Origin of the sequence: Streptomyces sp. NPDC053079, assembly GCF_044546695.1 — a bacterium.
Lineage (GTDB): Bacteria > Actinomycetota > Actinomycetes > Streptomycetales > Streptomycetaceae > Streptomyces.
Map to the genome: position 1 here is coordinate 399,742 of NZ_JBITZJ010000004.1, position 20,546 is coordinate 420,287.

The window sequence follows — 20,546 nt, forward strand, 5'->3', positions numbered from 1 at the left end:
CGGGGGACGGCCCGAGACGAAACGGATGACGGCGCCGCGGGGGTCAGGTGCCCGTGAGGTGTTCCGGGCGGACCGGGACGCGGTCCAGGGCCAGGCCCGTGGCCTGGCGGACGGCCGCGACGACGGCGGGTGTCGAGGAGAGCGTGGGCGCCTCGCCGACGCCGCGCAGGCCGTACGGGGCGTGGTCGTCGGCGAGTTCGAGCACGTCGACGGGGAGGGCGGGGGTGTCGAGGATGGTGGGGATCAGGTAGTCGGTGAAGGAGGGGTTGCGGACCTTCGCGGTGGCCGGGTCGACCACGATCTCCTCCATGACCGCGAGGCCCAGGCCCTGGGTGCTGCCGCCCTGGATCTGGCCGACGACGGAGAGCGGGTTGAGGGCCTTGCCGACGTCCTGGGCGCAGGCCAGCTCGACGACCTTGACCAGGCCCAGCTCGGTGTCGACCTCGACGACCGCGCGGTGGGCGGCGAAGGAGTACTGGACGTGCCCGAAGCCCTGGCCGGTGCGCAGGTCGAAGGGCTCGGTGGGGCGGTGCCGCCACTCCCGCTCGATGTCCACGCAGCCGTCCTCGAGGACGTCCGCGAGCTCGGCGAGGACCTCGCCGCCGTCGGTGACGACCTTGCCGCCCTCCAGCAGGAGTTCGGCCGACGCCCACGCCGGGTGGTACGTGCCGAACTTGGCCCGCCCCAGCTCCAGCACCCGCTCCCGCACGGCCTCGCAGGCGCATCTGACGGCGCCGCCGGTGACGTAGGTCTGGCGGGAGGCGGAGGTGGAGCCGGCGGAGCCGACACGGGTGTCGGCCGGGTGGATGGTGACGCGGGCGACGCCCAGTTCGGTGCGGGCGATCTGGGCGTGCACGGTGACGCCGCCCTGGCCGACCTCCGCCATGGCGGTGTGGACGGTGGCGACGGGCTCGCCGGCCACCGCCTCCAGCCGGACGCGGGCGGTGGAGTAGTCGTCGAAGCCCTCGGAGAAGCCGACGTTCTTGATGCCGACCGCGTAGCCGACGCCCCGGACCACGCCCTCGCCGTGGGTGGTGTTGGACAGCCCGCCCGGCAGCGCACGGATGTCGGGGGCGCCGCCGGCGCTCTCCCACTGCCGCTGCGGCGGCAGCGGCATCGCCTTGACGCGGCGCAGGAGTTCGGCGACGGGCGCGGGCGAGTCGACGACCTGACCGGTGGGCATGGTCGAGCCCTGCGACATGGCGTTGAGGCGGCGGAACTCCACCGGGTCCATCCCCAGCGCGGCGGCCAGCTTGTCCATCTGCGCCTCGTAGGCGAAGCACGCCTGGACGGCGCCGAAGCCGCGCATCGCCCCGCAGGGCGGGTTGTTGGTGTAGAGGGCGACCGCCTCGATGTCGACGTCGTCGATGACGTAGGGGCCGGCGGAGAGCGAGGCGGCGTTGCCGACGACGGCCGGGGAGGAGGAGGCGTAGGCGCCGCCGTCCAGCACGATGCGGCACGTCATGTGGGTGAGCTTGCCCTCGCGGGTGGCGCCGTGTTCGTAGCGCAGGCGGGCGGGGTGGCGGTGGACGTGCCCGAAGAAGGACTCGAAGCGGTTGTAGACGATCTTCACGGGCCGGCCGGTGCGCAGGGCGAGCAGGCAGGCATGGGCCTGCATGGAGAGGTCCTCGCGGCCGCCGAAGGCGCCGCCGACGCCGGAGAGGGTCATGCGGACCTTGTCCTCGGGCAGGCCGAGGACGGGCGCGATCTGGCGCAGGTCGGCGTGGAGCCACTGGGTGGCGATGTAGAGGTCGACGCCGCCGTCCTCGGCGGGGACGGCCAGGCCCGACTCGGGGCCGAGGAATGCCTGGTCCTGCATGCCCATCGTGTACTCGCCGCTGACGACGACGTCCGCGCGGGCCCGGGCGGCGGCCACGTCGCCGCGGACGACGGGCTGGCGGTGGACGATGTTGGGGTGCGGGACGTGCGGGGCGTGGTCGTCCGTGCGGCCGGGGTGGAGGACCGGGGCGCCGGGGGCGGTGGCGCTCTCCTCGTCGGTGACGACGGGCAGTTGCTCGTAGTCGACCTTGATCTTGGCGGCGGCGCGGCGGGCGGTCTCGGGGTGGTCGGCGGCGACGAGGGCCACCGGTTCGCCGTGGTGGCGGACGACGCCGTCGGCGAGGACGGGGGTGTCCTGGATCTCCAGCCCGTAGCGGGTCGCGGCGGGGAGGTCGTCGTGCGTCATGACGGCATGGACGCCCGCCGTGGCGAGGGCGGCGGAGACGTCGACGGAGCGGATCCGCGCGTGGGCGTGGGGGCTGCGGAGGGTGAAGCCCCACAGCATGTCCTCGTGCCACAGGTCGGAGGCGTAGGCGAACTCGCCGGTGACCTTGAGGGTGCCGTCCGGGCGCGGGGTGGACTCGCCGATGCCGCCCGGGGTGCGGCTGCCCTGGGTGAGGGCGGTGGGGGTGCGCGTCACCTCGTTCATGACCGGGCCGCCTCTGCGGCGCGGGCGGCGGCCAGGCGCACGGCGTCGAGGATCTTCTCGTAGCCCGTACACCGGCACAGGTTGCCCGAGAGGGCCTCGCGGATGTCGGCGTCGGAGGGGCCGGGGTTGCGCTCCAGCAGCTCGTCGGTGGCGACCAGGAGGCCGGGGGTGCAGAAGCCGCACTGGACGGCGCCGGCGTCGACGAACGCCTGCTGGACCGGGGCGAGTTGCCCCTCGGGTGCCCCGGCGCGGGCGGCGAGGCCCTCGACGGTGACCACCTCGCGGCCCTCGGCCTGGCCGGCGGCCACCAGGCACGCGCAGACCGGGACGCCGTCGAGGCGGACGGTGCAGGAGCCGCACTCGCCCTGCTCGCAGGCGTTCTTCGAGCCCGGCAGGCCGACGCGCTCGCGCAGGACGTACAGCAGGCTCTCGCCCTCCCATACGTCGTCGACCTCCTGGGACCGGCCGTTGACGGTGAAGTTCACGCGCACAGTGCTCCCCTCCCTTCGCTTCCCCGGTAGGCGTCCCAGACCCAGCCCAGCGTGCGGCGGGCCATGACGGCGACGGCGCGCCTGCGGTAGGCGGCGCTGCCGCGCACGTCGTCGATGGGACTGCAGGCGCCGGCCGCCAGCCGGCCGAACTCCCCGGCCGTGGCCGGCGCGATGGGCCGGCCGGAGTCCCACAGGCCGTCCTCCTCCAGCGCGGCGGCCAGGAACTCCTCCGCCACACGGGCCCGTACGGGCGTGGGCGCGGCCGAGCCGATGCCGGTGCGCACGGTGCGGCTGCCGGGGTGCAGGGCGATGCCGAAGGCGCACACGGCGATGACCATGGCGTTGCGGGTGCCGACCTTGGAGAACTGCTGCGGTCCGGTGGCCTTGCGGATGTGCACGGCCCTGATCAGCTCGTCGGGCGCGAGCGCGTTGCGCTTGACGCCGGTGTAGAACTCCTCGACCGGGATCATGCGGGTGCCGCGCACCGAGGCGGCCTCCACCTCGGCGCCCGCCGCCAGCAGCGCCGGGTGGCTGTCCCCGGCCGGGGAGGCGGCGCCGAGGTTGCCGCCGACGCTGCCGCGGTTGCGGATCTGCGGGGAGCCGACGGTGTGGGCGGCCAGCGCGAGGCCGGGCAGCTCGGTGCGCAGGTCCTCGAGGATGCGGGTGTACGGGACGGCGGCGCCGAGGCGGACGTGATGCTCGCCGGTCTGCCACGTGTGGAGTTCGCCGATGCGGTTGATGTCCAGCAGGTACTCCGGTCGGCGGTGGTCGAAGTTGATCTCGACCATCACGTCCGTGCCGCCCGCTATGGGCACGGCTGTGGGGTGCTCGGCCTTCGCGGCCAGAGCCTCCTCCCAGCTGGCGGGGCGCAGGAAGTCCATGAGATGTCTCTTCTCGAGGGGGGCTGCGGCGGGGTCGTTCTTGGCTGTTCCGGGACGGTTTCTCGCGGCGTGGGCCCAGTAGAGCGACGTACGGACCCGCCGGTGCAGTCACCGAAAACATGAAGCGGTTGGCTGGCCAGGGCCCCTGTCTTGTAGATTCGAACGAAAGACGGGGTTCAGAAACCTCACTGCATTCCACTGGTTACAAGAAGACAGATCGGCGGCGACGACGATGCGGCTGCGCGCACTGCTGGAGACCGATGCCCTGGGCCTTCGGCTGCTCGGCGGCGAGGATGAGCTGGACCGCACCGTCCGCGGCGTGATGACCACCGACCTGCGCGACCCCAGCCGCTACCTCTCCGGCGGCGAGCTGGTGCTCACCGGGCTCGCGTGGCGGCGGGAGCCGGAGGACTCGGAACGGTTCGTCCGCATCCTGACGGCCGCGGGGGTGGCCGGGCTCGCCGCGGGCGAGGCGGAGATCGCCTCGACGCCGGACGACCTGATCGAGGCCTGTGCCCGGCACCGGATGCCGCTGTTCTCGGTGAACGAGAAGGTCTCCTTCGCCTCCATCACCGAGCACGTCGTGCGGCAGGTCTCCAGCGAGCGGGCGGGCGACCTGGCGGCCGTCGTGGACCGGCACCGCCGCCTGATGACGGGCGGCCCGGCGGGCGGCGGCCCGGAGGTCGTGCTGGACCTGCTCGGCTCCGACCTGGACCTGCGCGCCTGGGTGCTGTCCCCCACCGGCCGGCAGATCGCCGGCTCCTCGCTGGCGGACTCCGGCCCCGGCCTGCCCGCCGCCGTCGGCGCCGCCCTGGCGGGGGAGCACCTGGCCGCCGCGCGCACGGGCCGGCGCGGCCCGCACCGGGTGACGGCGGCCGGCAGCACGTACTCCCTGTTCCCCATTCGCAGCAGCGGCCGCGCCGCGTCCGCCCGGGACGTGCGCGAGACGGTGCTGTCGGACTGGCTGCTGGCCGTCGAGGCGGACGCCGGGGACTGGCCCGAGGAGCGGCTCGACCTGCTGCACGGGGTCACCCAGCTGATCGCCGTCGAGCGGGACCGCCGGGACGCGGCCCGTACGGTGCGGCGCCGGCTCGCCCAGGAGGTCCTCGAACTGGTCCAGGCGGGTGCCGCGCCCGCCGAGATCGCGGCCCGGCTGCGGGTGGCCGCGCCCGTGCTGCTGCCCGGGCTGGGCACGGCCCCGCACTGGCAGGTCGTCGTGGCGCGCGTCGAGTGGGAGGGCGGCGACATCCCCGGCGGGCCGGTGGCCCAGGCGCTGCTGGAGGAGGTGCTGGTCGACCCGGACGCGTCCGGTCCCGAGCCCTCCGACCGCATCGCCGTCGCCCATACGGGCGACGAGGCCGTGGCGCTCGTGCCGCTGCCGGCCGTGCTCACCGGGGCCGAGGAGCCGGCCGTGCCGAGCCTGCACGCCGACACGCTCCTCGCGGCCGTCCGTGACCCGCTGGCCCAGGGCCTCGCCGACGACGGGCGCCTGACCTTCGGCGTCAGCGCCGCCGTCCACTCGGCGGAGGGCCTGCGCGGCGCCCTGGAGGAGGCCCGGCACGCACGCCGCGTGGCCGCCGCCCGGCCGGGCCGGGTCTGCGCGGCGGGCCACCAGGAGCTGGCCTCGCACGTCCTTCTGCTGCCCTTCGTCCCCGACGACGTCCGGCGCGCCTTCACCGCCCGCCTCCTGGACCCCCTGCGCGACTACGACCGCCGGCACCGCGCGGAGTTGATCCCGACGCTGGAGGCGTTCCTGGACTGCGACGGCTCCTGGACGCGCTGTGCGACCCGCCTGCATCTGCACGTGAACACGCTGCGGTACCGGGTGGGCCGCATCGAGCAGCTGACCGGGCGCGACCTGTCCCGCCTGGAGGACAAGCTGGACTTCTTCCTGGCACTGCGCATGAGCTGACGGAATATCAGGCCGCCGCGCGCGCACCACGGGCCCCGGATCGCCGCTCATGGAACGGTTCGATCTTGGGTAGCCTGCGCCCGTCACCACGAGTCGCGGGCGCCTCGGCGGCCACCCTTCCGGCGTACGGGCCCCCGGGTTTGTGAATTGCTTCACACCTGACCCTTGGCCGCGCCCGTGCCTTCGTGCTGTGATCGGAGCAGGCTTCCAGCTCGACGGCGCGCTTGGGGAGGGCACTGTGGCGGACACCGCCATGCGGAATTCTGGGTTGTCGGAGCCACCGGGACCACGGAAACCACTGGATCCGCTGGGGGAAGATCCGCTCGTCCGCGCCGTGTGGCGGCTGCGTTCGCGGGCCTGCTGGGACGACGCGGCCGCGCTGCTCGCCCCGCGCGCGGCGACCGAGGCCGGCCCGGCGCTGCACCGCACGGCGATCCTCGTCGAACGGTGCATGTTCACCTCCGAGGGCTGGGCGGCCGCCGAGGATTCGCTCCGGTCGGCGGAGGCCCTGGCCACGGACGACGAGGAACGCGGCGCGGCGGCCTGCGAACGCGGTCACCTCGCGTACGCGGCCACTCTTTTGGGCGTACGTGACCGGGCCGACGAGGCACGGTCCGCCCTGGGCCGCGCGGCGGCCCTGCTCACACCGCGCTCACCGACGCGGCCGCTGCTGGACTTCCGGCGGGGCCTGATCGCCCAGCACCTCTCCGACAACCCCTCCGACGCGACCGCCGCCTTCCAGCGGGCGCATACGGGCGCCACGGCCCAGGGCCACCAGCTGCTGCTCTCGTTCACCTGGCGGCATGTGGCGGCGATGGCCGAGCACGACGGCGAGCTCGCCGAGGCACGGCACGGCTTCGCCGAATCGCTGCGCATCCGGGAGGAGCTGGGCTATCTGGTCGGGATCGCCCCGGCGCTGGCCTCGCTGGCGGCGGTGCTGCCGGACGCCGAGGAGGCGGCCCGCCTGCGCGAGGAGGCCCGCCGCCTGGTCCGCCTCCTGGGCGGCGTCCCGGCCTGGCTGGCGAAGCGCCTGCCTTGAACCGGGGCTCCGCCCCGGACCCTGGTCCTCAAACTCCCCCAGCTACCGCTGGGAGGTTGCCCCCGGACGGGCTGAAATTCAGCCCGTCCGTCAGGGGCGGACTCCGCAGTGCCTCGCGGCAAGGGCCTCCACCGCCGCGAGGTCCCGCGCGGCCAGCGCGTCGAGCAGCCGCAGATGCTCGGCCGCATCGGCCACAAGCCCCTCGCCCCGCTCCCGCGGCGCAGCCCACTGCGCCCGCCGGTGCAGCTCGTCGGCGACGAGCACCAGCTGCTGGTTGCCCCCCAGGGCGAACAGCGCCCGGTGAAAGGCCCGGTCCGCCTCCGCGTACGCGGCCCGGTCGCCGCCCGCCGCCACCACGGCCGCGGTCTCGGCCAGCGGCCGCAGCTCGCACCAGCGCCCGGCCGGCACGGTCCGGGCCATCCGCAGCAGGGCGGGGACCTCGAGGAGCGCGCGGACCTCGGCGAGCTCGGCCACGTCGCGCGGGGTGCGGCTGGTGACGCGGAAGCCGCGGTTGGGGACCACCTCGACCGCGCCCTCGAGGGCCAGCTGCTGCATGGCCTCGCGGACGGGCGTGGCCGACACCCCGAACCGCTCGCCGAGCGCGGGGCCCGAGTAGACCTCGCCCGGTACGAGCTCCCCGCTGACGAGCGCCTTGCGCAGGGCGTCGAGGACCTGTCCCCGCACGGAGTACCGCTGCGGGACCCGGCGCGCGGGCCGGGCCGCGCGCCCGTAGTCGTACTCGCTCGCGTCGTGGGTGTGCTCCCCCCGCGCGGACGACGTGGCCTGTGCGGGGACGGCGATGCCCGGCCGTACTCCCGTGCCGTGGGGTCTGCCCTGCTCCATTGGGGTCCTCCTGGTGTCATTCGGAACGATAGGCGGCCCCTCCTGCAGTTCAAACCCCGGGCAGCACGGGTAAGGTAAGCCTTACCTGTTAACGATCGAGATTCGGTGGTCCTCGCATGTCCGCTGCCTCGGCTGCCCCGCTCTCGTACGGCCCCCGGGCCGCCTCCCCCTTCGCGGCCGCGTACGCCCGGCTGAAGGAGGCCCTGCCGGCGCTGACCGTGCTGTCCGGTCCCCCACGGCGCGGCAAGGGCTGGGTGAGCGCCGCGGGGATCGCGGCGGGCGGCGCCGAGCTCGACGCGTTCCTCGCGTGGGACGAAGCACAGGTGCTGCGCGACTACGGGCAGCGGGCCCGCCCCGACGTCGTCGCCTCGTTCGGGCTGCACCGCTACGCGTGGCACGCGTGCCTGCTGATCACCCTCCCCTGGTTCCTGCACCGGCGCGTGCCCCGGCTGCCGGCGGGGGCCGTGTCGTTCCACCGGAGCACCGGGCGGATCACCGCCGAGGCCGGGGAGTTCGCCTGTCTGCCCGGCGACCCGGCCGCGGCGCTGCCGGGGGCCCGGCCCGTGGCGGACGCCGAGGCGCTGCGCGCGGAGGTGCGCTCGGCGGTGGCCGCACACCTGGCGCCCGTGCTGGAGGGTTTCAGGCCGCGCATGCGGCGCGGGGCGCGGGCCCTGTGGGGCATGGCGACGGACGAGGTCGCCGAGGGCCTGTGGCACGTGGGCCGGCTGCTCGGCGAGGAGGAGCGCGCACGGCACGAACTGGGGCTGCTGCTGCCGGGGGCCACGGCACCGTACGTCGGGGGCGCCGCCTTCCGTGAACTGACCGGTCCCCGGGGCGAGTCGTGGCCCACCCGCGACCGCGCGAGCTGCTGTTTCTTCTACACCCTGCGTCCCGACGACACCTGCGTCACCTGCCCGCGCACCAGCGATGCCGACCGCATCGAGCGCCTGTCAGCGCAGTGAATCACCTAAGCCACCCGATAGGGTGGATTGATTAGAACTCAATGACCTTTTACCTGGGGGGCGTTCGAAATTCATCGTCGCTCTCCGTATATCCTTGCCGTCCATTCGCGGTGAGTTGCTGCGAAACCCCTTGGCGTACGGCCCGATTCCGTCAGGATGGCGCGCGAAACCGTACTGCACGCAAGGGACGCAAGATGAGAGTGACCGACATACCGCTGAATTGGGTGCTCCCCAGTGCCGTGGCACTCATCGGGGCAGTGGTGGCGGTGACGGTGTACGCGCGCGGCCGGCAATCCGGCTCGGAGGACACAGCGGCCGGCACGGACTCCTGGGAGCGCAACGAGGAGCGCAGACGCCGCAAGGAGGCCATTTACGGCAGCGCCTCGTACGTACTTCTCTTCTGCTGCGCCGCGGTCGCCGCGGCCCTGTCCTTCCATGGCCTGGTCGGATTCGGCCAGCAGAATCTGGGACTGACGGACGGCTGGGAATACCTGGTGCCCTTCGGCCTCGACGGTGCCGCGATGTTCTGTTCGGTGCTGGCGGTGCGCGAGGCGAGTCACGGCGATGCCGCGCTCGGCTCCCGGCTGCTGGTGTGGACCTTCGCCGGCGCGGCCGCCTGGTTCAACTGGGTGCACGCCCCGAGGGGCCTGGACCACGCGGGGGCTCCGCAGTTCTTCGCCGGCATGTCGCTGTCGGCCGCGGTGCTCTTCGACCGGGCGCTCAAGCAGACCCGCCGGGCAGCGCTGCGCGAACAGGGGCTCGTACCTCGTCCCCTGCCCCAGATCCGCATAGTGCGCTGGCTGCGGGCGCCGCGCGAGACCTTCGGCGCCTGGTCGCTGATGCTCCTCGAAGGCGTGCGCACGCTGGACGAAGCCGTGGAGGAGGTCCGCGAGGACAAACGTCAGCAAGCACAGCACCGGATGCGCCGGAGGGAGGCGGGCAAGCTGGAACGGGCCCGCATCAAGGCGTACAACCGGCAGCACCGCGTATGGGGCCGCGCCCGCGGCGGCCGGCAGGTCGACGTCACCGGGCCCGCCATGCCGTCGGCCGCGCAGCCCGCCCAGATCGGCTCGCAAGCGGGGTCGGATCCCTCCATAGTCGAGCCGGGTCAGCTTCCGGTACGCTCCCGCCCACTGCAGGCGGTGGGCAAGCCAGACCCCATCGACCTCACCGCCGAGGACGACACCCAGGCCATCCCGCGACTCGATTCGCTGGAGGCCAAACTGGCCCAGATCGAGCGCCAGTTCGGCTGACGTCCACCGTCCAGGAGCCCTGAGCCGTCGCACACGACCGGCTCAGGGCTCTTGCGCGTCCAGCTCGAACCACACGGCCTTGCCCACCCCGTGGGCCCGCACGCCCCAGCCGTCCGCCAGGGCGTGCACCAGCAGCAGCCCGCGCCCGGAGGTGGCGGTCGCCCCGGGCCCCGGAGGGCCGGCGGTGCCGTTGTCGCGCGCGGAGCCGGCCGGGGGCGGGCGCAGCGTCGGGTGCCGGGAGAGGAAGTCCCGCACCTCCACGCGCAACCGGCCCTTCTCGGGCGCCTCCGGGCCGCCGGTGAACCTGGCCGTGACCACCGCTCCGCCGTCGGTGTGCACGAGCGCGTTGGTCACCAGCTCGCTCACCAGCAGTTCGGCGGTGTCCGCCCGCCCGGGGCCGCCCCATCGGGCCAGCAGCTCGCGCAGCCCCGAGCGTACCTCCGCGACGGCCGTCAGTTCCTTGCGCCGGAGCCGTCTCTCCCAGCACCGCCCCGTGGCCACCGGATCGCTTTCCCCCGCCGCCTCCTGAGCGATGCCCTCGGCGGACCCTCCCCTGCCCTCGCGCCGCTCCGCGCCCACCCAGTGTGCAGTCCGCCGCTTCATCCTTCGCCGCCCCGACCCCTCCCCGGCGCCCCGGCATCGAACAGGCTCACGGCAAATGCATGCCCCGCACCGGCTGAATCGACGCCTGTTGACGCATCAACATGGTTATATGACCGGCATGGGGGCGCCTCTTGTGCCCTTCGCGAATAGCTGCCAGGGGCCTGCCGGGCGGCGGGCGGCGCCGAATGTCAGTGCCCCCTGCGAGACTCGCCGCATGACCGAGATTCCAGCAGAGAACTACGCCCCGGGCTGGCGCGACGGATCCCGTCCCGAGCTGCCCACGACCGGCGACGAGCGCGAGGTCCTGACCGCGTTCCTCGACTGGCACCGCGAGACCTTCGCGCTCAAATGCTCGGGCGTCGCCCCGGAGCGCCTCTCCGACAAGGGCGTTCCGCCCTCCGGATTGAGCCTCCACGGCCTGATCCGGCACCTGGCCGGGGTGGAACGCTGGTGGTTCCGCACGCAGTTCGCGGGCGAGGACGTGCCCGTTCTGTACTACTCGGACGACGATCCGGACCAGGACTTCGCGTCGCTGGACGGCGATCCCGCCGAAGCCCTCGCGGTATGGCGGGCGGAGTGCGAGCGGGCCCGCGAGATCGTCGCCGCCACGCCGTCGCTGGACGCCACGGGCCGGGTCGTCGCGACCGGGAAGCCGATCTCCCTGCGGGTCGTCCTGGTCAAGCTCATAGCCGAGTACGCCCGCCACAACGGCCATGCCGACCTGCTCCGCGAGCGCATCGACGGCGCCACGGGGTTCTGAGCGCCGCTCCGCGCCCCACAGGTGCCCGGCTCTATCCCTCCCAGACGGTGCAGGCGCTGCGGTCGTCGGCGTAGCCCTTGACGCGCAGTTGGACGTCGGCGAGGTACTCGGCGAGCCCCGGCGGCTCCTCGCGCGCCCACCGCTCGGCGAGCCGTACCCCCAGCTCCGGCTCACCGCGCAGGGGGTCGGCGAGCCCCGCGGTGCACAGCAGCAGGGCATCGCCGGGCCGCGCGACCGACGCCCGGAAGCGGAAGGGTTCGCTGGGCACGTCGGCGGGGTCTATCACGGGGGTGATGCCGGGGGTGGGGATGCCCAGGTCCACCGTGATCCGGTCACCCGCGCCGTAGCCGACGACGGGCTCGCCCGTCGGCTCCGGTTCGTGCGGCTCCGGGTCCAGGTCCTGCCAGGATCCGTCGCGCAGCCGGAAGAGGCCGCCCACGCCGACGCCGAAGAAGACCCGGGTGCGGCAGCGGACGTCGGCGGGCAGCAGCAGACAGCGCAGGCTCGCGGTGTACTCGGCCGGGCGCAGGCCCAGTTCGCCCGCGCGGACGCGCAACCGCCCGTAGGTGCGGTCGGTGAGCCGGTGCAGTCCGGACTTCAGCTCGTCGCGGCGGCCCGCGTGGATGTCCTCGGCGAGCCGGGCGTGGCTGCGCCCCACCGCGCCGCCGATCCATTCGCAGACCTCGCGCGCCGCGCGGTGAGCGCCCTCCGCGGCACGGGCGCCGCTCGCCAGGGCGACCAGGAGCAGTGCGTCCTCCCCCGTGCCGAAGCGGGCGGTGAGCAGGGCGTCGCGGCGGGGCTCGCCGCGGTAGCGCGCGGAGTCGCCGCGCAGCGAGACGGCCCGCAGGACCATGGAGCCGTAGCGTGCGCCGTCGAGCACGGTGTCGGGCACGAGGTCCTCGAGCGCGCCCGGGTCGGCGGGCGGCCAGGCGGTCGGCTCGGCCTCGTAGGTGGGCGGCCGCCGGCCGACGAACTCGGCGGCGCGCAGCCGTGTTCCGTTCCTGCGCGCGGGTGCGGTGCGCGGTGGGGGGACCTCGGACATCTCGGCGGTGTCGAGGGCTCCGGCCGCCTCGGAGAAGTCGGCGAGGTCGGTGAGGTCCGTGAAGCCGGTGACGTCGGTGAAGCCAGTGACGTCCCGGGCCTCCCTGATCTCGAGCGCTTCCCCGGCCTCCGCGGCCTCGCGGGCCTCCCTCGCTGCCCTGGCCTGGCGTGCGCCGCCCCGGGCGATCCCGGAGGCCTCCGGCGCCTGCGGGGGCGGGGACGCCTCGGGATCCTGCGGGGCCCGGGGTACGTCCGGCACGTCGACGGCCCCCGGCGCCGGCGGGGGCGGCGGGCAGACCCGGGTGCGGGGATCGGGGGGCGGCGGGCCCTCGGGGATCAGGTCCGGGCCGACGGGCGGGCGCGGTTCGCAGGCGCCGGCGCCGGGGGGCGGGGCCGGGGGCCGCGGTCCGGCCGGGTCGGCGGGGACGGGCAGGGAGCCGTTGGCGGGCGCGACCCAGCGCTTGGTCTGCCGCGGCACCCCGCGCGAGAGGGCGGGCGAGAGCCCGGACGGAGAGGCGGACGGCGGCCCGGGCAGCACGCGTTGGTCGGGCCGGCCCGGCGGCTCGGCGACGCGCGGCCGCTTGGGCTCGGCCCTCGGCCGTGCCGGTTCGGGCCCGACCACCGCCGAGGCGGAGGAGAATCTCTCGTCGAGGCTGTCGCCGGCGACCGCTCCCGTGTCGGGTTCACTCCTGCCGTACAACTCGCGCCACCAGGCGTCCTCTTGTTCGGCGTAATGGTCCCCCTGCTGACTCATGCCCTTATTGTCCACACTGCGGGGCATACGGGAAGAGTGCACGGCGAACACCACCCCAGGGATGATGTCCCGAGGCGCAACGCGGTTGTGGGGACGGGGAGGGGAGTCGCGCATGCTCGGTGCCATGGGTGTGGACGCCATCCGGCAGGCGGCACACGGGGAAAGACGGGTGGAACGGCCCGTCGGCGGAAGTCCGGTGGAGGTGGTGACGGGCGTCGAAGCGGTCGCCCGGCGACTGCTGCGACTACGGCTCGGCGCGGTGGACGAGGTGTGCGCCATGTTGACGGGCAGACCCGGGGCGTTGACGGAGAGACCCCGCGGCGCCGTTCCGGACGGCGCCGGCGCGGTGCCTCACCGCACCGTCGTCGAACACCCGGTCGCCCTCGTGCCGGACGGCGGGCGCGGCGGGCGCCTGCGGGTGGTCGACCGCATACCCGCCGAACTGGTCATCGCCGACCGCCGGGTCGCCCTGCTGCCCCTGACCTGCGGCACCGACGGGGCCGCCGCCCTCGTCGTCCACGACGGCCGGCTGCTGGACTTCCTGGTCGACCTCTTCGAGGACGTCTGGCACGAGGGCCGCCCGCTGCGCCCCGGCGTGCCCGGCGCCGGCTGCGGGGGCGCCGCGGCCGGCCCCGACGCCACCGACCTCGACGTGCTGGCGCTGCTGCTGGCCGGCCTGACCGACGCCAGCGTCGCCAAGCAGCTCGGCCTCGGCCTGCGCACCGTGCAGCGCAGGGTCAAGCGGCTGATGGAGCTCGCCGGGGTGACCACCCGGCTGCAGCTGGGCTGGCACGCGGCCGAGCACGGCTGGACCACGCGCCCCTGACGTACCGGGCCGGCGCCGGGAGGGGAAAGGTATCGGCCCGCGTGGCCGCAATCGCCCGGGGGCGCCACCGGCCGCGTTCCGGCAACCTGGGTCCATGGGGACCTGGCAGCTGCTCCTCGTCGGCCTCGTGATGCTGCTCGGACTGCTCGGTGTGGTGACTCCGGGCGTGCCCGGACCGCTGATCGTCTGGGCCGGGATCCTGTGGTGGTCGACGGCCGCCGGCACCGCCCTGGCCTGGGCCGTGCTGGCCGGGGCGACCGGTGTGCTGTTGCTGGACCAGGCCGTGATCCGGCTGCTGCCGCCGCGCCGGCTCAAGGGCGCGGGCATCACCCGCCGCGCCTTCCTGGTGGCGGGCGCGGCCGGGATAGCCGGCTTCTTCGTCGTTCCGCTGCTCGGTGCGGTGCCGGGCTTCCTGGCCGGGATCTACGGCATGGAACGGCAGCGGCTGGGCGGCCGCGGCGAGGCGTGGGCGTCCACGCGGACGGTGATGCGGGCGCTGGGCACCAGCGTGCTCGTCGAGCTGTTCGCCTGCCTGCTGGTGGTGGGCGCATGGATCGGCGCGGTGGTCGCGGGCTGAGCGGCCCGCGGCCGCGGGCGGCTCACAGCGGGGCGTTCTCCAGCGCCAGCAGCAGCCGCTTGCGCTCCAGGCCGCCCGCGTAGCCGGTGAGGGAGCCGTCCGCGCCGATCACCCGGTGGCAGGGCCTCAGCACGAGCAGGGGGTTGGCGCCGATCGCCCCGCCCACGGCGCGCACGGCGGCGCGCGGTGCGCCGATGCGGGCGGCCAGCGCGCCGTAGCTGGTGGTGGCGCCGTACGGGACGGCGTCCAGCGCGTCCCACACCTTCCGGCGGAACTCGGTGCCCTGGACGGTGTATTCGAGGGTGAAGTCCTGGGCGTCCCCCGCGAAGTAGGCCTCGATCTGCCGTCGTGCCTCCGCGAACGCGGCCGGCTCGCGCCGCCAGTCCGGTTCCACGGTCGGGGCGTTCTTCTGCCCCGGTACGGAGAGGGAGGCGATGGCCGTCCCGCCGGGGGCGGTGGCCGAGGGGAGGCCGGTGAGGAGCAGCCGGCCGAGGGGGCTGTCGAAGTCGGTGTAGAGCATGTCAGATGTCCTTCGGGGTGTCCGGGGTGTGCCCGGGGGCGTTCCACAGGTGGTGCAGGGCGTACGAGCGCCAGGGCCGCCAGGCCCGGGCGTCGCCCGCGGTGGCGCCGAGCGCGGCGAGCCCGTGGCGTACGCCCGCGTCGCCCGGCAGGAAGACGTCCGGGTCGCCGAGCGCCCGCATCCGGATGTAGCCGGCCGTCCAGGGGCCGATGCCCGGCAGGGCGAGCAGCTCGCGCTCGGCGGCGTCCCGGTCGACGCCCGCGTCGAGCCGGACCGAGCCGTCCGCCAGCGCGGCGGCCAGCGTGCGCAGGGCGCGCCTGCGCGCGTCCGGCATGCCCAGCTCGTCGAGGGCGGCGCCGGCCAGCGTGCCGGGTTCGGGGAAGACGTGGGTGAGGGCGCCGTCGGGCGCGGCCAGCGGCTTTCCGTAGGCGGCCACCAGCGTGCCGGCGAGCCGCGCGGCCGCGGCCACCGAGACCTGCTGGCCCAGCACGGCCCGTACCGCCAGCTCCTCGGCGTCCGCCGCGCCGGGCGAGCGCAGCCCCGGGCGGGCCGCGACCAGGGGCCGCAGCCGGGGGTCGGCGCCGAGCCGCTCGGCGACGGCGTAGGGATCGGCGTCGAGGTCGAAGAGCCGTCGCACGCGCTGCACGGCCGTCGACAGGTCGCGGGGGTCGGTGAGGTGGAGCCGGCACTCGAGCCAGTCGCCGCTCCGGGAGCCGGCGGGCCGCGGTTCGCGGACCTCGGCGATGCCGGCGCCGTAGGGCAGCCGCAGGGTGCGGCGGTAGCGGCGGGCGCCGCTCTCGCCGAGCACCTCCTCGATGCCGGTGATGGCGCGGCGCTGGAGGAAGTCGAAGACCTGGCGGGCGGCGTAGGGGCCGCGGTGGGCGAGCCGCAGCGGGATGCCGCCCGGCACGCCGTCGCCGGTGCGGCGGTGGGCGGGGCGGGCCCGCAGCTCGCTGGGGGTGCGGGCGTAGATCTCGCGGATCGTGTCGTTGAACTGCCGGACGCTGGCGAAGCCCGCCGCGAAGGCGATCTCCGTGACCGGCAGGCCGGTGGTCTCCAGCAGCACCCGGGCGGTGTGGGCGCGCCGGCTGCGGGCGAGGGCGACGGGGCCCGCGCCCAGTTCCTCGGTGAGGCTGCGGTGCACGTGGCGGGAGCTGTAGCCGAGGCGGTCGGCGAGGCCCTCGACGCCTTCGCGGTCGACGACGCCGTCGCCGATCAGCCGCACCGCGCGGCCGGCCAGGTCGGCCCGTACGTTCCACTCGGCCGAGCCGGGGGCCGCGTCGGGCCGGCAGCGGCGGCAGGCGCGGAAGCCAGCGCCCTGGGCGGCCGCCGCCGAGGGGTAGAAGCGCACGTTGACGCGCTTGGGGGTCACGGCGGGGCAGCTCGGGCGGCAATAGATGCCGGTGGTGGCCACGGCGAAGTAGAACTCTCCGTCGAAGCGCGCGTCCCGGCTGCTCACCGCCTGGTAGCGGGAGTCGTCGAGCTGTCTCGCGAGGTCCGTCATGCGTTCCAGTCTGCGGTACGCACGGGGCCGGGACTGGCGGAAAACGGACATGGCCCTCGCCGGGGCGAGGGCCATGCCGTGGTGGAGCGGCCGGTGGGTGCGGCTAGCGGATGTCACCCCGCTTGTGGGCCGCGATGTGCCGCCCGGCGGTGATCTTCAGCTTCCACTCGCGGCGCATCTCCGCCCGCAGCCGGGCGTCGGTACGGGCCGCGATGTGGGCGTTCTCGCGGAGCAGCTTGCGATAGCTGTCCAGGCGGCGCTGCGGCAGTGCGCCGCCTGCGACCGCTTCGAGGACCGCGCAGCCCGGCTCGGCGTCGTGGCCGCAGTCGTGGAAGCGGCAGTCCTCCGCGAGGGCCTCGATCTCGGAGAAGGTCTGCGCGACGCCGCCCTCGGCGTCCCACAGCCCCACGCCGCGCAGGCCGGGGGTGTCGATGAGGACGCCGCCGCCGGGCAACGGCAGCAGATTGCGCGTGGTGGTGGTGTGCCGCCCCTTGCCGTCCCGGTCGCGCGCGGCCTGCACCGCCTGGACGTCCTCGCCGACGAGAGCGTTGGCGAGGGTGGACTTCCCGGCGCCGGACTGGCCGAGCAGCACGGAGGTGCCGCCGGCCAGCACCGCGGCGAGGACGTCGACGCCGTCGCCGGTCTCTGCGCTGACCGCCAGCACCTGGACCCCGGGCGACGCGGCCTCGGTGTCGGCGATCAGATGGCCCAGGACGTCGGGCCCGGGGACGAGGTCGGCCTTGGTGAGCACGACGAGCGGTACGGCGCCGCTCTCCCAGGCCAGGGTCAGGAACCGCTCGATCCGGCCGAGGTCGAGCTCGACGGCCAGGGAGACGGCGACGACGGCGTGGTCGACGTTGGCGGCGAGGACCTGGCCCTCGGACCGCTTGGAGGAGGTGGACCGCACGAAGGCCGTGCGGCGCGGCAGCAGCGCCCGTACGTAGCGCCCGGCGGGGTCGACGGCGACCCAGTCACCGGTGCACATGATGTTCAGCGGGTCGCCGGTGGTGACGAGCGCGGTGTCGGCCATCACGGTGCGGACGCCGTCGCCGTCGGGGACGACGAGGTCGCAGCGGCCGCGGTCGACGCGGACGATCCGCCCGGGCACGAGCCCCTCGGCGGCGTGCGGGGCGAAGCTGTCAGCGAACCCCGCGTCCCAGCCGTAGGCGGTGAGGGGGTGTGCGGTGGGGAACTCGGACAAGACAGTGGTCCTTCAGGAGGGAGGTGGGATGAGCGTGCTTCCGAGTGCGGGCGGTGCCCGTTGCCGTGACAGTCATCGCGTACTCACCTCCTGTGGGGACTCTTTGTGCGTGCGGGGCGATCGTAGGCGGGGCGGGTGCCGAGTCGCCACGGGTTTTTCTTTCCCCTCCCCGCCCCTTCCCGTAACCGGGGCTCCGCCCCGGACCCCGGTCCTCAAACTCCCCCAGCTACCGCTGGGAGGTGCCCCCAGACGGGCTGGATTTCTAGTCGCGTCGGTTCGGCTTCGCGTGTTTGGGCTGGTGTTCCGGTTTGTGGAGGCGGGAGCGGACGTCCTCGTGGGGGAGGAACTGGGCCCAGCGCTCGGGGAACTCCGAGGGGGGTTCGCGGTCCTGGCCTATGACGCCGTCGTCCTCGGGCTCCTCGAAGGGATCGTCCTCGAGCTCGTGCACCAACGCCAGCGCGGCGCGTTCGGCGGCCGCCTGGGCCGCGGCGGCCTCGCGCAGGCGGTCGACCTCGGCGCGGGCGGCGGCGGTGGCGACCGACGGCCAGACGCGGTCCAGCGCGGCGTTGACCGCGGCGCCGACGAGCACCGCGAAGGCCGAGACGCCGATCCACAGCAGCACGGCGACGGGCGCGGCGAGCGAGGCGTAGATGGTGACGCCCTCGACCGTGTGCGTCAGGTAGAGGCGCAGCAGGAAGCTGCCGAGCACCCACATCGCGAGGGCGACGAGCGCTCCGGGGATGTCCTCCTCCCACGGCGAGCGCACCGGCACGGACACGTGGTAGAGGGTGGTGAGGAAGGCGATGGACAGGATGATGACGACGGGCCAGTACAGGAAGCGCACGACGTCGGCGCTCCACGGCACGATGTCCACCACCGCCTCGGGCCCGGCCACCATCAGCGGCAGGGCCACCGCCCCGACGACGAGCGCCACGACGTAGAGGAGGAAGGCCAGCAGCCGGGTCTTGACGATGCCGCGCTTGCCCTCCAGCCCGTACATGATCGTGATGGTGTCGACGAAGACGTTGACGGCCCGGGAGCCGGACCACAGGGCGACGGCGAAGCCGACCGAGATGACGTCCGGGCGGCCGATCCTGATGACTTCGCGCACCAGCGGCTGGGCGATCTCCTGGGTGCCCTTGTCCGACAGGACGGCCGCGGAGGCGGTGAGGATGTTCTGCTGGATGGCGCCGATGGTGTCGGTGCCCGTCCAGTCGTCCAGGTAGCGGAGCAGGCCGAGGAGGCCGAGCAGCAGGGGCGGCAGCGACAGGAGGGTGAAGAAGGCGGCCTCCGCGGCGAGGCCGGTGACGCGGTACTCCATGCAGGAGTTGACGGTGTCCTTCAGGAGCAGCCACGTCATCCTGCGTTTGGAGACATTCCGGTACAGGGCCCTGGCCCTGTGGAGCCGGCCGACCTGCCGGGCCGAATGTTCTTTTGCTGCCTGCACGCCCTAACCGTATCGGCCGCGGGCGGGTCGATTCATCCGGCGGCCCGGCGGACGGAAGCACGGACACCGCTGGTGGGAGGCCGCGGAGGGTGGTGCTGCGCCGACTCGGCACCACCCTCCGGCCGCTCACCGTCACCTTCCGCCCGCAGCGAGGGCGGCCGCAATGGTTGCATGGCGTTGCAATATCGCGGATGCCCCGGCGCGGGGCGCCTTCGTCCGGGCACCATTGCAGCGTGAAGCGCATACCAATCGACGCGGGGCTGCTTCCCGCCATCCGGGAGGCGGCCCTCGCCGGCTCACGACCCCCGGCGCGGCCCAGACCGGTGATCGGGGAGTCGTGGCACCGGGTGCGCCGGCACGGCGTGGACCCGGACAACGGGCGGCCGGTCCCGCTGATCTCGGCCGAGGAGCTGGAGCACCGCCGCCACACCTCCCCGCTGGGTGAGCTGTTGCCGCAGTTGCGCGAGGGACTGCTGGAGGCGGCCGACGCCGTGCACCACCTGATCGCCGTCACGGACACGGACGGCCGGGTGCTGTGGCGGGAGGGCAGCTCGGGGGTGCGCAGGTCCGCGGACCGGCTGGGCTTCGAGGTGGGGGCATCCTGGACGGAGGAACTGGTGGGCACCAACGGCATCGGGCTGGCGCTGGTGGAGCGCCGGCCGGTGCAGGTGCACTCCGCCGAGCACTTCGTGCGCTCCCATCACGCCTGGACGTGCGCGGCGGCCCCGTTGCACGATCCGCGCGACGGGCGGCTGCTGGGGGTGCTGAACGTCAGCGGGCCCGCGCCCGCGTTCAACCCGGCGACGCTGGCGCTGGTGACCGCCGTCGCCAAGGTGGGCGAGGCGGAGCTGCGCGCCCGGCACTGGGAGTCCGTGGACCGGCTGCGTACGGTCGCCGCGCCGATGCTGGCGCGGCTGCGCGGCCGGGCGCTGGCCGTGGACCGGGACGGCTGGACGGCGGCGGTGACGGGCATGGCCCCGGTCGGCCGGGTGGTGCTGCCGCGGTCGGTGCGGCCGGGACGGGTGTGGCTGCCGTCGCTGGGGCCGTGTCTGCTCGAACCACTGCCGGACGGCTGGCTGGTGCGGATCGAGGAGGACCGGGGCGAGGACGCCCCGCCGGGCCGGCTGGTGCTGGACCTGCGCCGGCCCCGCGACTGGACGGTCACCGTCTCCGGTGCGGCGGGCGACTGGTCGCACGAGCTCAGCCCGCGCCACGCGGAGCTGCTGTACGTGCTGGCCCGGCATCCGGCCGGGCGGACGGCCGCGGAGCTGGCGGCGGACCTGTTCGGCGATCCGACGCGCACGGTGACGGTGCGGGCGGAGCTGTCGCGGATACGGCGCACGCTGGCGGGGGTGCTCGGCCACCGCCCGTACCGCTTCGCCGACGGGCTGGAGGTGCGGCTGCTGGCACCGCCCCGGGCCGAGGACCTGCTGCCCGCCTCCAGGGCGCCGGTGGTGGTGGCGGCGCGGCGGGGGCTGCCAACGGGTTAGGGCGGCGGCCGTGG

Annotated in this window: 18 protein-coding genes; 8 read left to right on the plus strand and 10 right to left on the minus strand. The window is 74.6% G+C overall.

Annotation, left to right across the window (positions count from 1 at the left end; genetic code table 11):
- Positions 1 to 43: 43 nt before the first annotated feature.
- The 3 genes from pucD to ACIGXW_RS17630 are packed head-to-tail and all read right to left on the minus strand — an operon-like array spanning position 44 to position 3,800.
- On the minus strand, positions 44 to 2,428 hold the full coding sequence (gene pucD / locus ACIGXW_RS17620) for a xanthine dehydrogenase subunit D (RefSeq protein ID WP_399573816.1): 2,385 nt from the start codon (positions 2,426 to 2,428) through the stop codon (positions 44 to 46).
- A complete protein-coding gene (locus tag ACIGXW_RS17625) occupies positions 2,425 to 2,919 on the minus strand; it encodes a (2Fe-2S)-binding protein (RefSeq protein ID WP_399573817.1) in 495 nt (164 codons plus the stop codon). Before ACIGXW_RS17625 ends, pucD begins: the two co-directional genes overlap by 4 nt.
- Positions 2,910 to 3,800: an FAD binding domain-containing protein gene (locus tag ACIGXW_RS17630; RefSeq protein ID WP_399573818.1), complete on the minus strand. Its 891-nt coding sequence runs from the start codon at positions 3,798 to 3,800 to the stop codon at positions 2,910 to 2,912. The genes ACIGXW_RS17625 and ACIGXW_RS17630 overlap by 10 nt, the downstream gene beginning before the upstream one ends.
- A 232-nt stretch (positions 3,801 to 4,032) precedes the next feature.
- On the opposite strand from ACIGXW_RS17630, the gene ACIGXW_RS17635 reads away from it, so the two are divergent.
- Together ACIGXW_RS17635 and ACIGXW_RS17640 are read left to right on the plus strand one after the other, a co-directional pair.
- Positions 4,033 to 5,712, plus strand: coding sequence for a PucR family transcriptional regulator (locus ACIGXW_RS17635; protein ID WP_399573819.1), 1,680 nt, complete (start codon positions 4,033 to 4,035; stop codon positions 5,710 to 5,712).
- 238 nt (positions 5,713 to 5,950) lie between these two features.
- Positions 5,951 to 6,751, plus strand: coding sequence for a hypothetical protein (locus ACIGXW_RS17640; RefSeq protein ID WP_399573821.1), 801 nt, complete (start codon positions 5,951 to 5,953; stop codon positions 6,749 to 6,751).
- Between the two features lie 90 nt (positions 6,752 to 6,841).
- Here ACIGXW_RS17640 and ACIGXW_RS17645 read toward each other — a convergent pair whose 3' ends face one another.
- Entirely contained in the window at positions 6,842 to 7,594 is a 753-nt protein-coding gene (locus tag ACIGXW_RS17645; RefSeq protein ID WP_399573822.1) for a GntR family transcriptional regulator, read from the minus strand.
- Between the two features lie 116 nt (positions 7,595 to 7,710).
- Here ACIGXW_RS17645 and ACIGXW_RS17650 point away from each other — a divergent pair, with 116 nt between their 5' ends.
- Together ACIGXW_RS17650 and ACIGXW_RS17655 are read left to right on the plus strand one after the other, a co-directional pair.
- Positions 7,711 to 8,556 carry a (2Fe-2S)-binding protein gene (locus tag ACIGXW_RS17650; RefSeq protein WP_071963021.1) on the plus strand — a complete coding sequence of 282 codons (846 nt, stop codon included), beginning with the start codon at positions 7,711 to 7,713 and terminating at the stop codon, positions 8,554 to 8,556.
- Positions 8,557 to 8,750: 194 nt separating this feature from the next.
- A complete protein-coding gene (locus ACIGXW_RS17655; protein WP_071963020.1) occupies positions 8,751 to 9,809 on the plus strand; it encodes a DUF2637 domain-containing protein in 1,059 nt (352 codons plus the stop codon).
- Positions 9,810 to 9,851: 42 nt separating this feature from the next.
- On the opposite strand, the gene ACIGXW_RS17660 is transcribed toward ACIGXW_RS17655, so the two are convergent.
- On the minus strand, positions 9,852 to 10,412 hold the full coding sequence (locus tag ACIGXW_RS17660) for an ATP-binding protein (protein WP_399573823.1): 561 nt from the start codon (positions 10,410 to 10,412) through the stop codon (positions 9,852 to 9,854).
- A gap of 214 nt (positions 10,413 to 10,626) precedes the next feature.
- Between ACIGXW_RS17660 and ACIGXW_RS17665 the strand changes: the two genes are divergently transcribed.
- Positions 10,627 to 11,172 carry a DinB family protein gene (locus ACIGXW_RS17665; RefSeq protein ID WP_071963019.1) on the plus strand — a complete coding sequence of 182 codons (546 nt, stop codon included), beginning with the start codon at positions 10,627 to 10,629 and terminating at the stop codon, positions 11,170 to 11,172.
- Positions 11,173 to 11,203: 31 nt separating this feature from the next.
- Here ACIGXW_RS17665 and ACIGXW_RS17670 read toward each other — a convergent pair whose 3' ends face one another.
- On the minus strand, positions 11,204 to 12,967 hold the full coding sequence (locus ACIGXW_RS17670) for a protein phosphatase 2C domain-containing protein (protein WP_399573824.1): 1,764 nt from the start codon (positions 12,965 to 12,967) through the stop codon (positions 11,204 to 11,206).
- 112 nt (positions 12,968 to 13,079) lie between these two features.
- Between ACIGXW_RS17670 and ACIGXW_RS17675 the strand changes: the two genes are divergently transcribed.
- Both ACIGXW_RS17675 and ACIGXW_RS17680 read left to right on the plus strand, forming a co-directional pair.
- Entirely contained in the window at positions 13,080 to 13,793 is a 714-nt protein-coding gene (locus ACIGXW_RS17675; protein ID WP_399573825.1) for a winged helix-turn-helix transcriptional regulator, read from the plus strand.
- A 94-nt stretch (positions 13,794 to 13,887) separates the two neighbouring features.
- On the plus strand, positions 13,888 to 14,370 hold the full coding sequence (locus tag ACIGXW_RS17680; protein WP_360907132.1) for a DUF456 domain-containing protein: 483 nt from the start codon (positions 13,888 to 13,890) through the stop codon (positions 14,368 to 14,370).
- 22 nt (positions 14,371 to 14,392) lie between these two features.
- On the opposite strand, the gene ACIGXW_RS17685 is transcribed toward ACIGXW_RS17680, so the two are convergent.
- The 4 genes from ACIGXW_RS17685 to ACIGXW_RS17700 form a co-directional block, all read right to left on the minus strand.
- Positions 14,393 to 14,890 (minus strand): methylated-DNA--[protein]-cysteine S-methyltransferase, encoded by a 498-nt coding sequence (locus tag ACIGXW_RS17685; protein WP_399573826.1) that lies wholly within the window; start codon positions 14,888 to 14,890, stop codon positions 14,393 to 14,395.
- A gap of 1 nt (position 14,891) precedes the next feature.
- Positions 14,892 to 16,394, minus strand: coding sequence for an AlkA N-terminal domain-containing protein (locus ACIGXW_RS17690; RefSeq protein ID WP_399573827.1), 1,503 nt, complete (start codon positions 16,392 to 16,394; stop codon positions 14,892 to 14,894).
- A gap of 103 nt (positions 16,395 to 16,497) precedes the next feature.
- The gene (gene rsgA / locus ACIGXW_RS17695; protein WP_399573829.1) at positions 16,498 to 17,595 is read right to left on the minus strand and encodes a ribosome small subunit-dependent GTPase A; all 1,098 of its coding nucleotides are present in this window, start codon (positions 17,593 to 17,595) and stop codon (positions 16,498 to 16,500) included.
- Positions 17,596 to 17,857: 262 nt separating this feature from the next.
- The gene (locus ACIGXW_RS17700; protein ID WP_360907124.1) at positions 17,858 to 19,042 is read right to left on the minus strand and encodes a YihY/virulence factor BrkB family protein; all 1,185 of its coding nucleotides are present in this window, start codon (positions 19,040 to 19,042) and stop codon (positions 17,858 to 17,860) included.
- A 233-nt stretch (positions 19,043 to 19,275) separates the two neighbouring features.
- Between ACIGXW_RS17700 and ACIGXW_RS17705 the strand changes: the two genes are divergently transcribed.
- A complete protein-coding gene (locus ACIGXW_RS17705; protein WP_399573830.1) occupies positions 19,276 to 20,532 on the plus strand; it encodes a GAF domain-containing protein in 1,257 nt (418 codons plus the stop codon).
- The last annotated feature ends 14 nt before the right edge of the window (positions 20,533 to 20,546 follow it).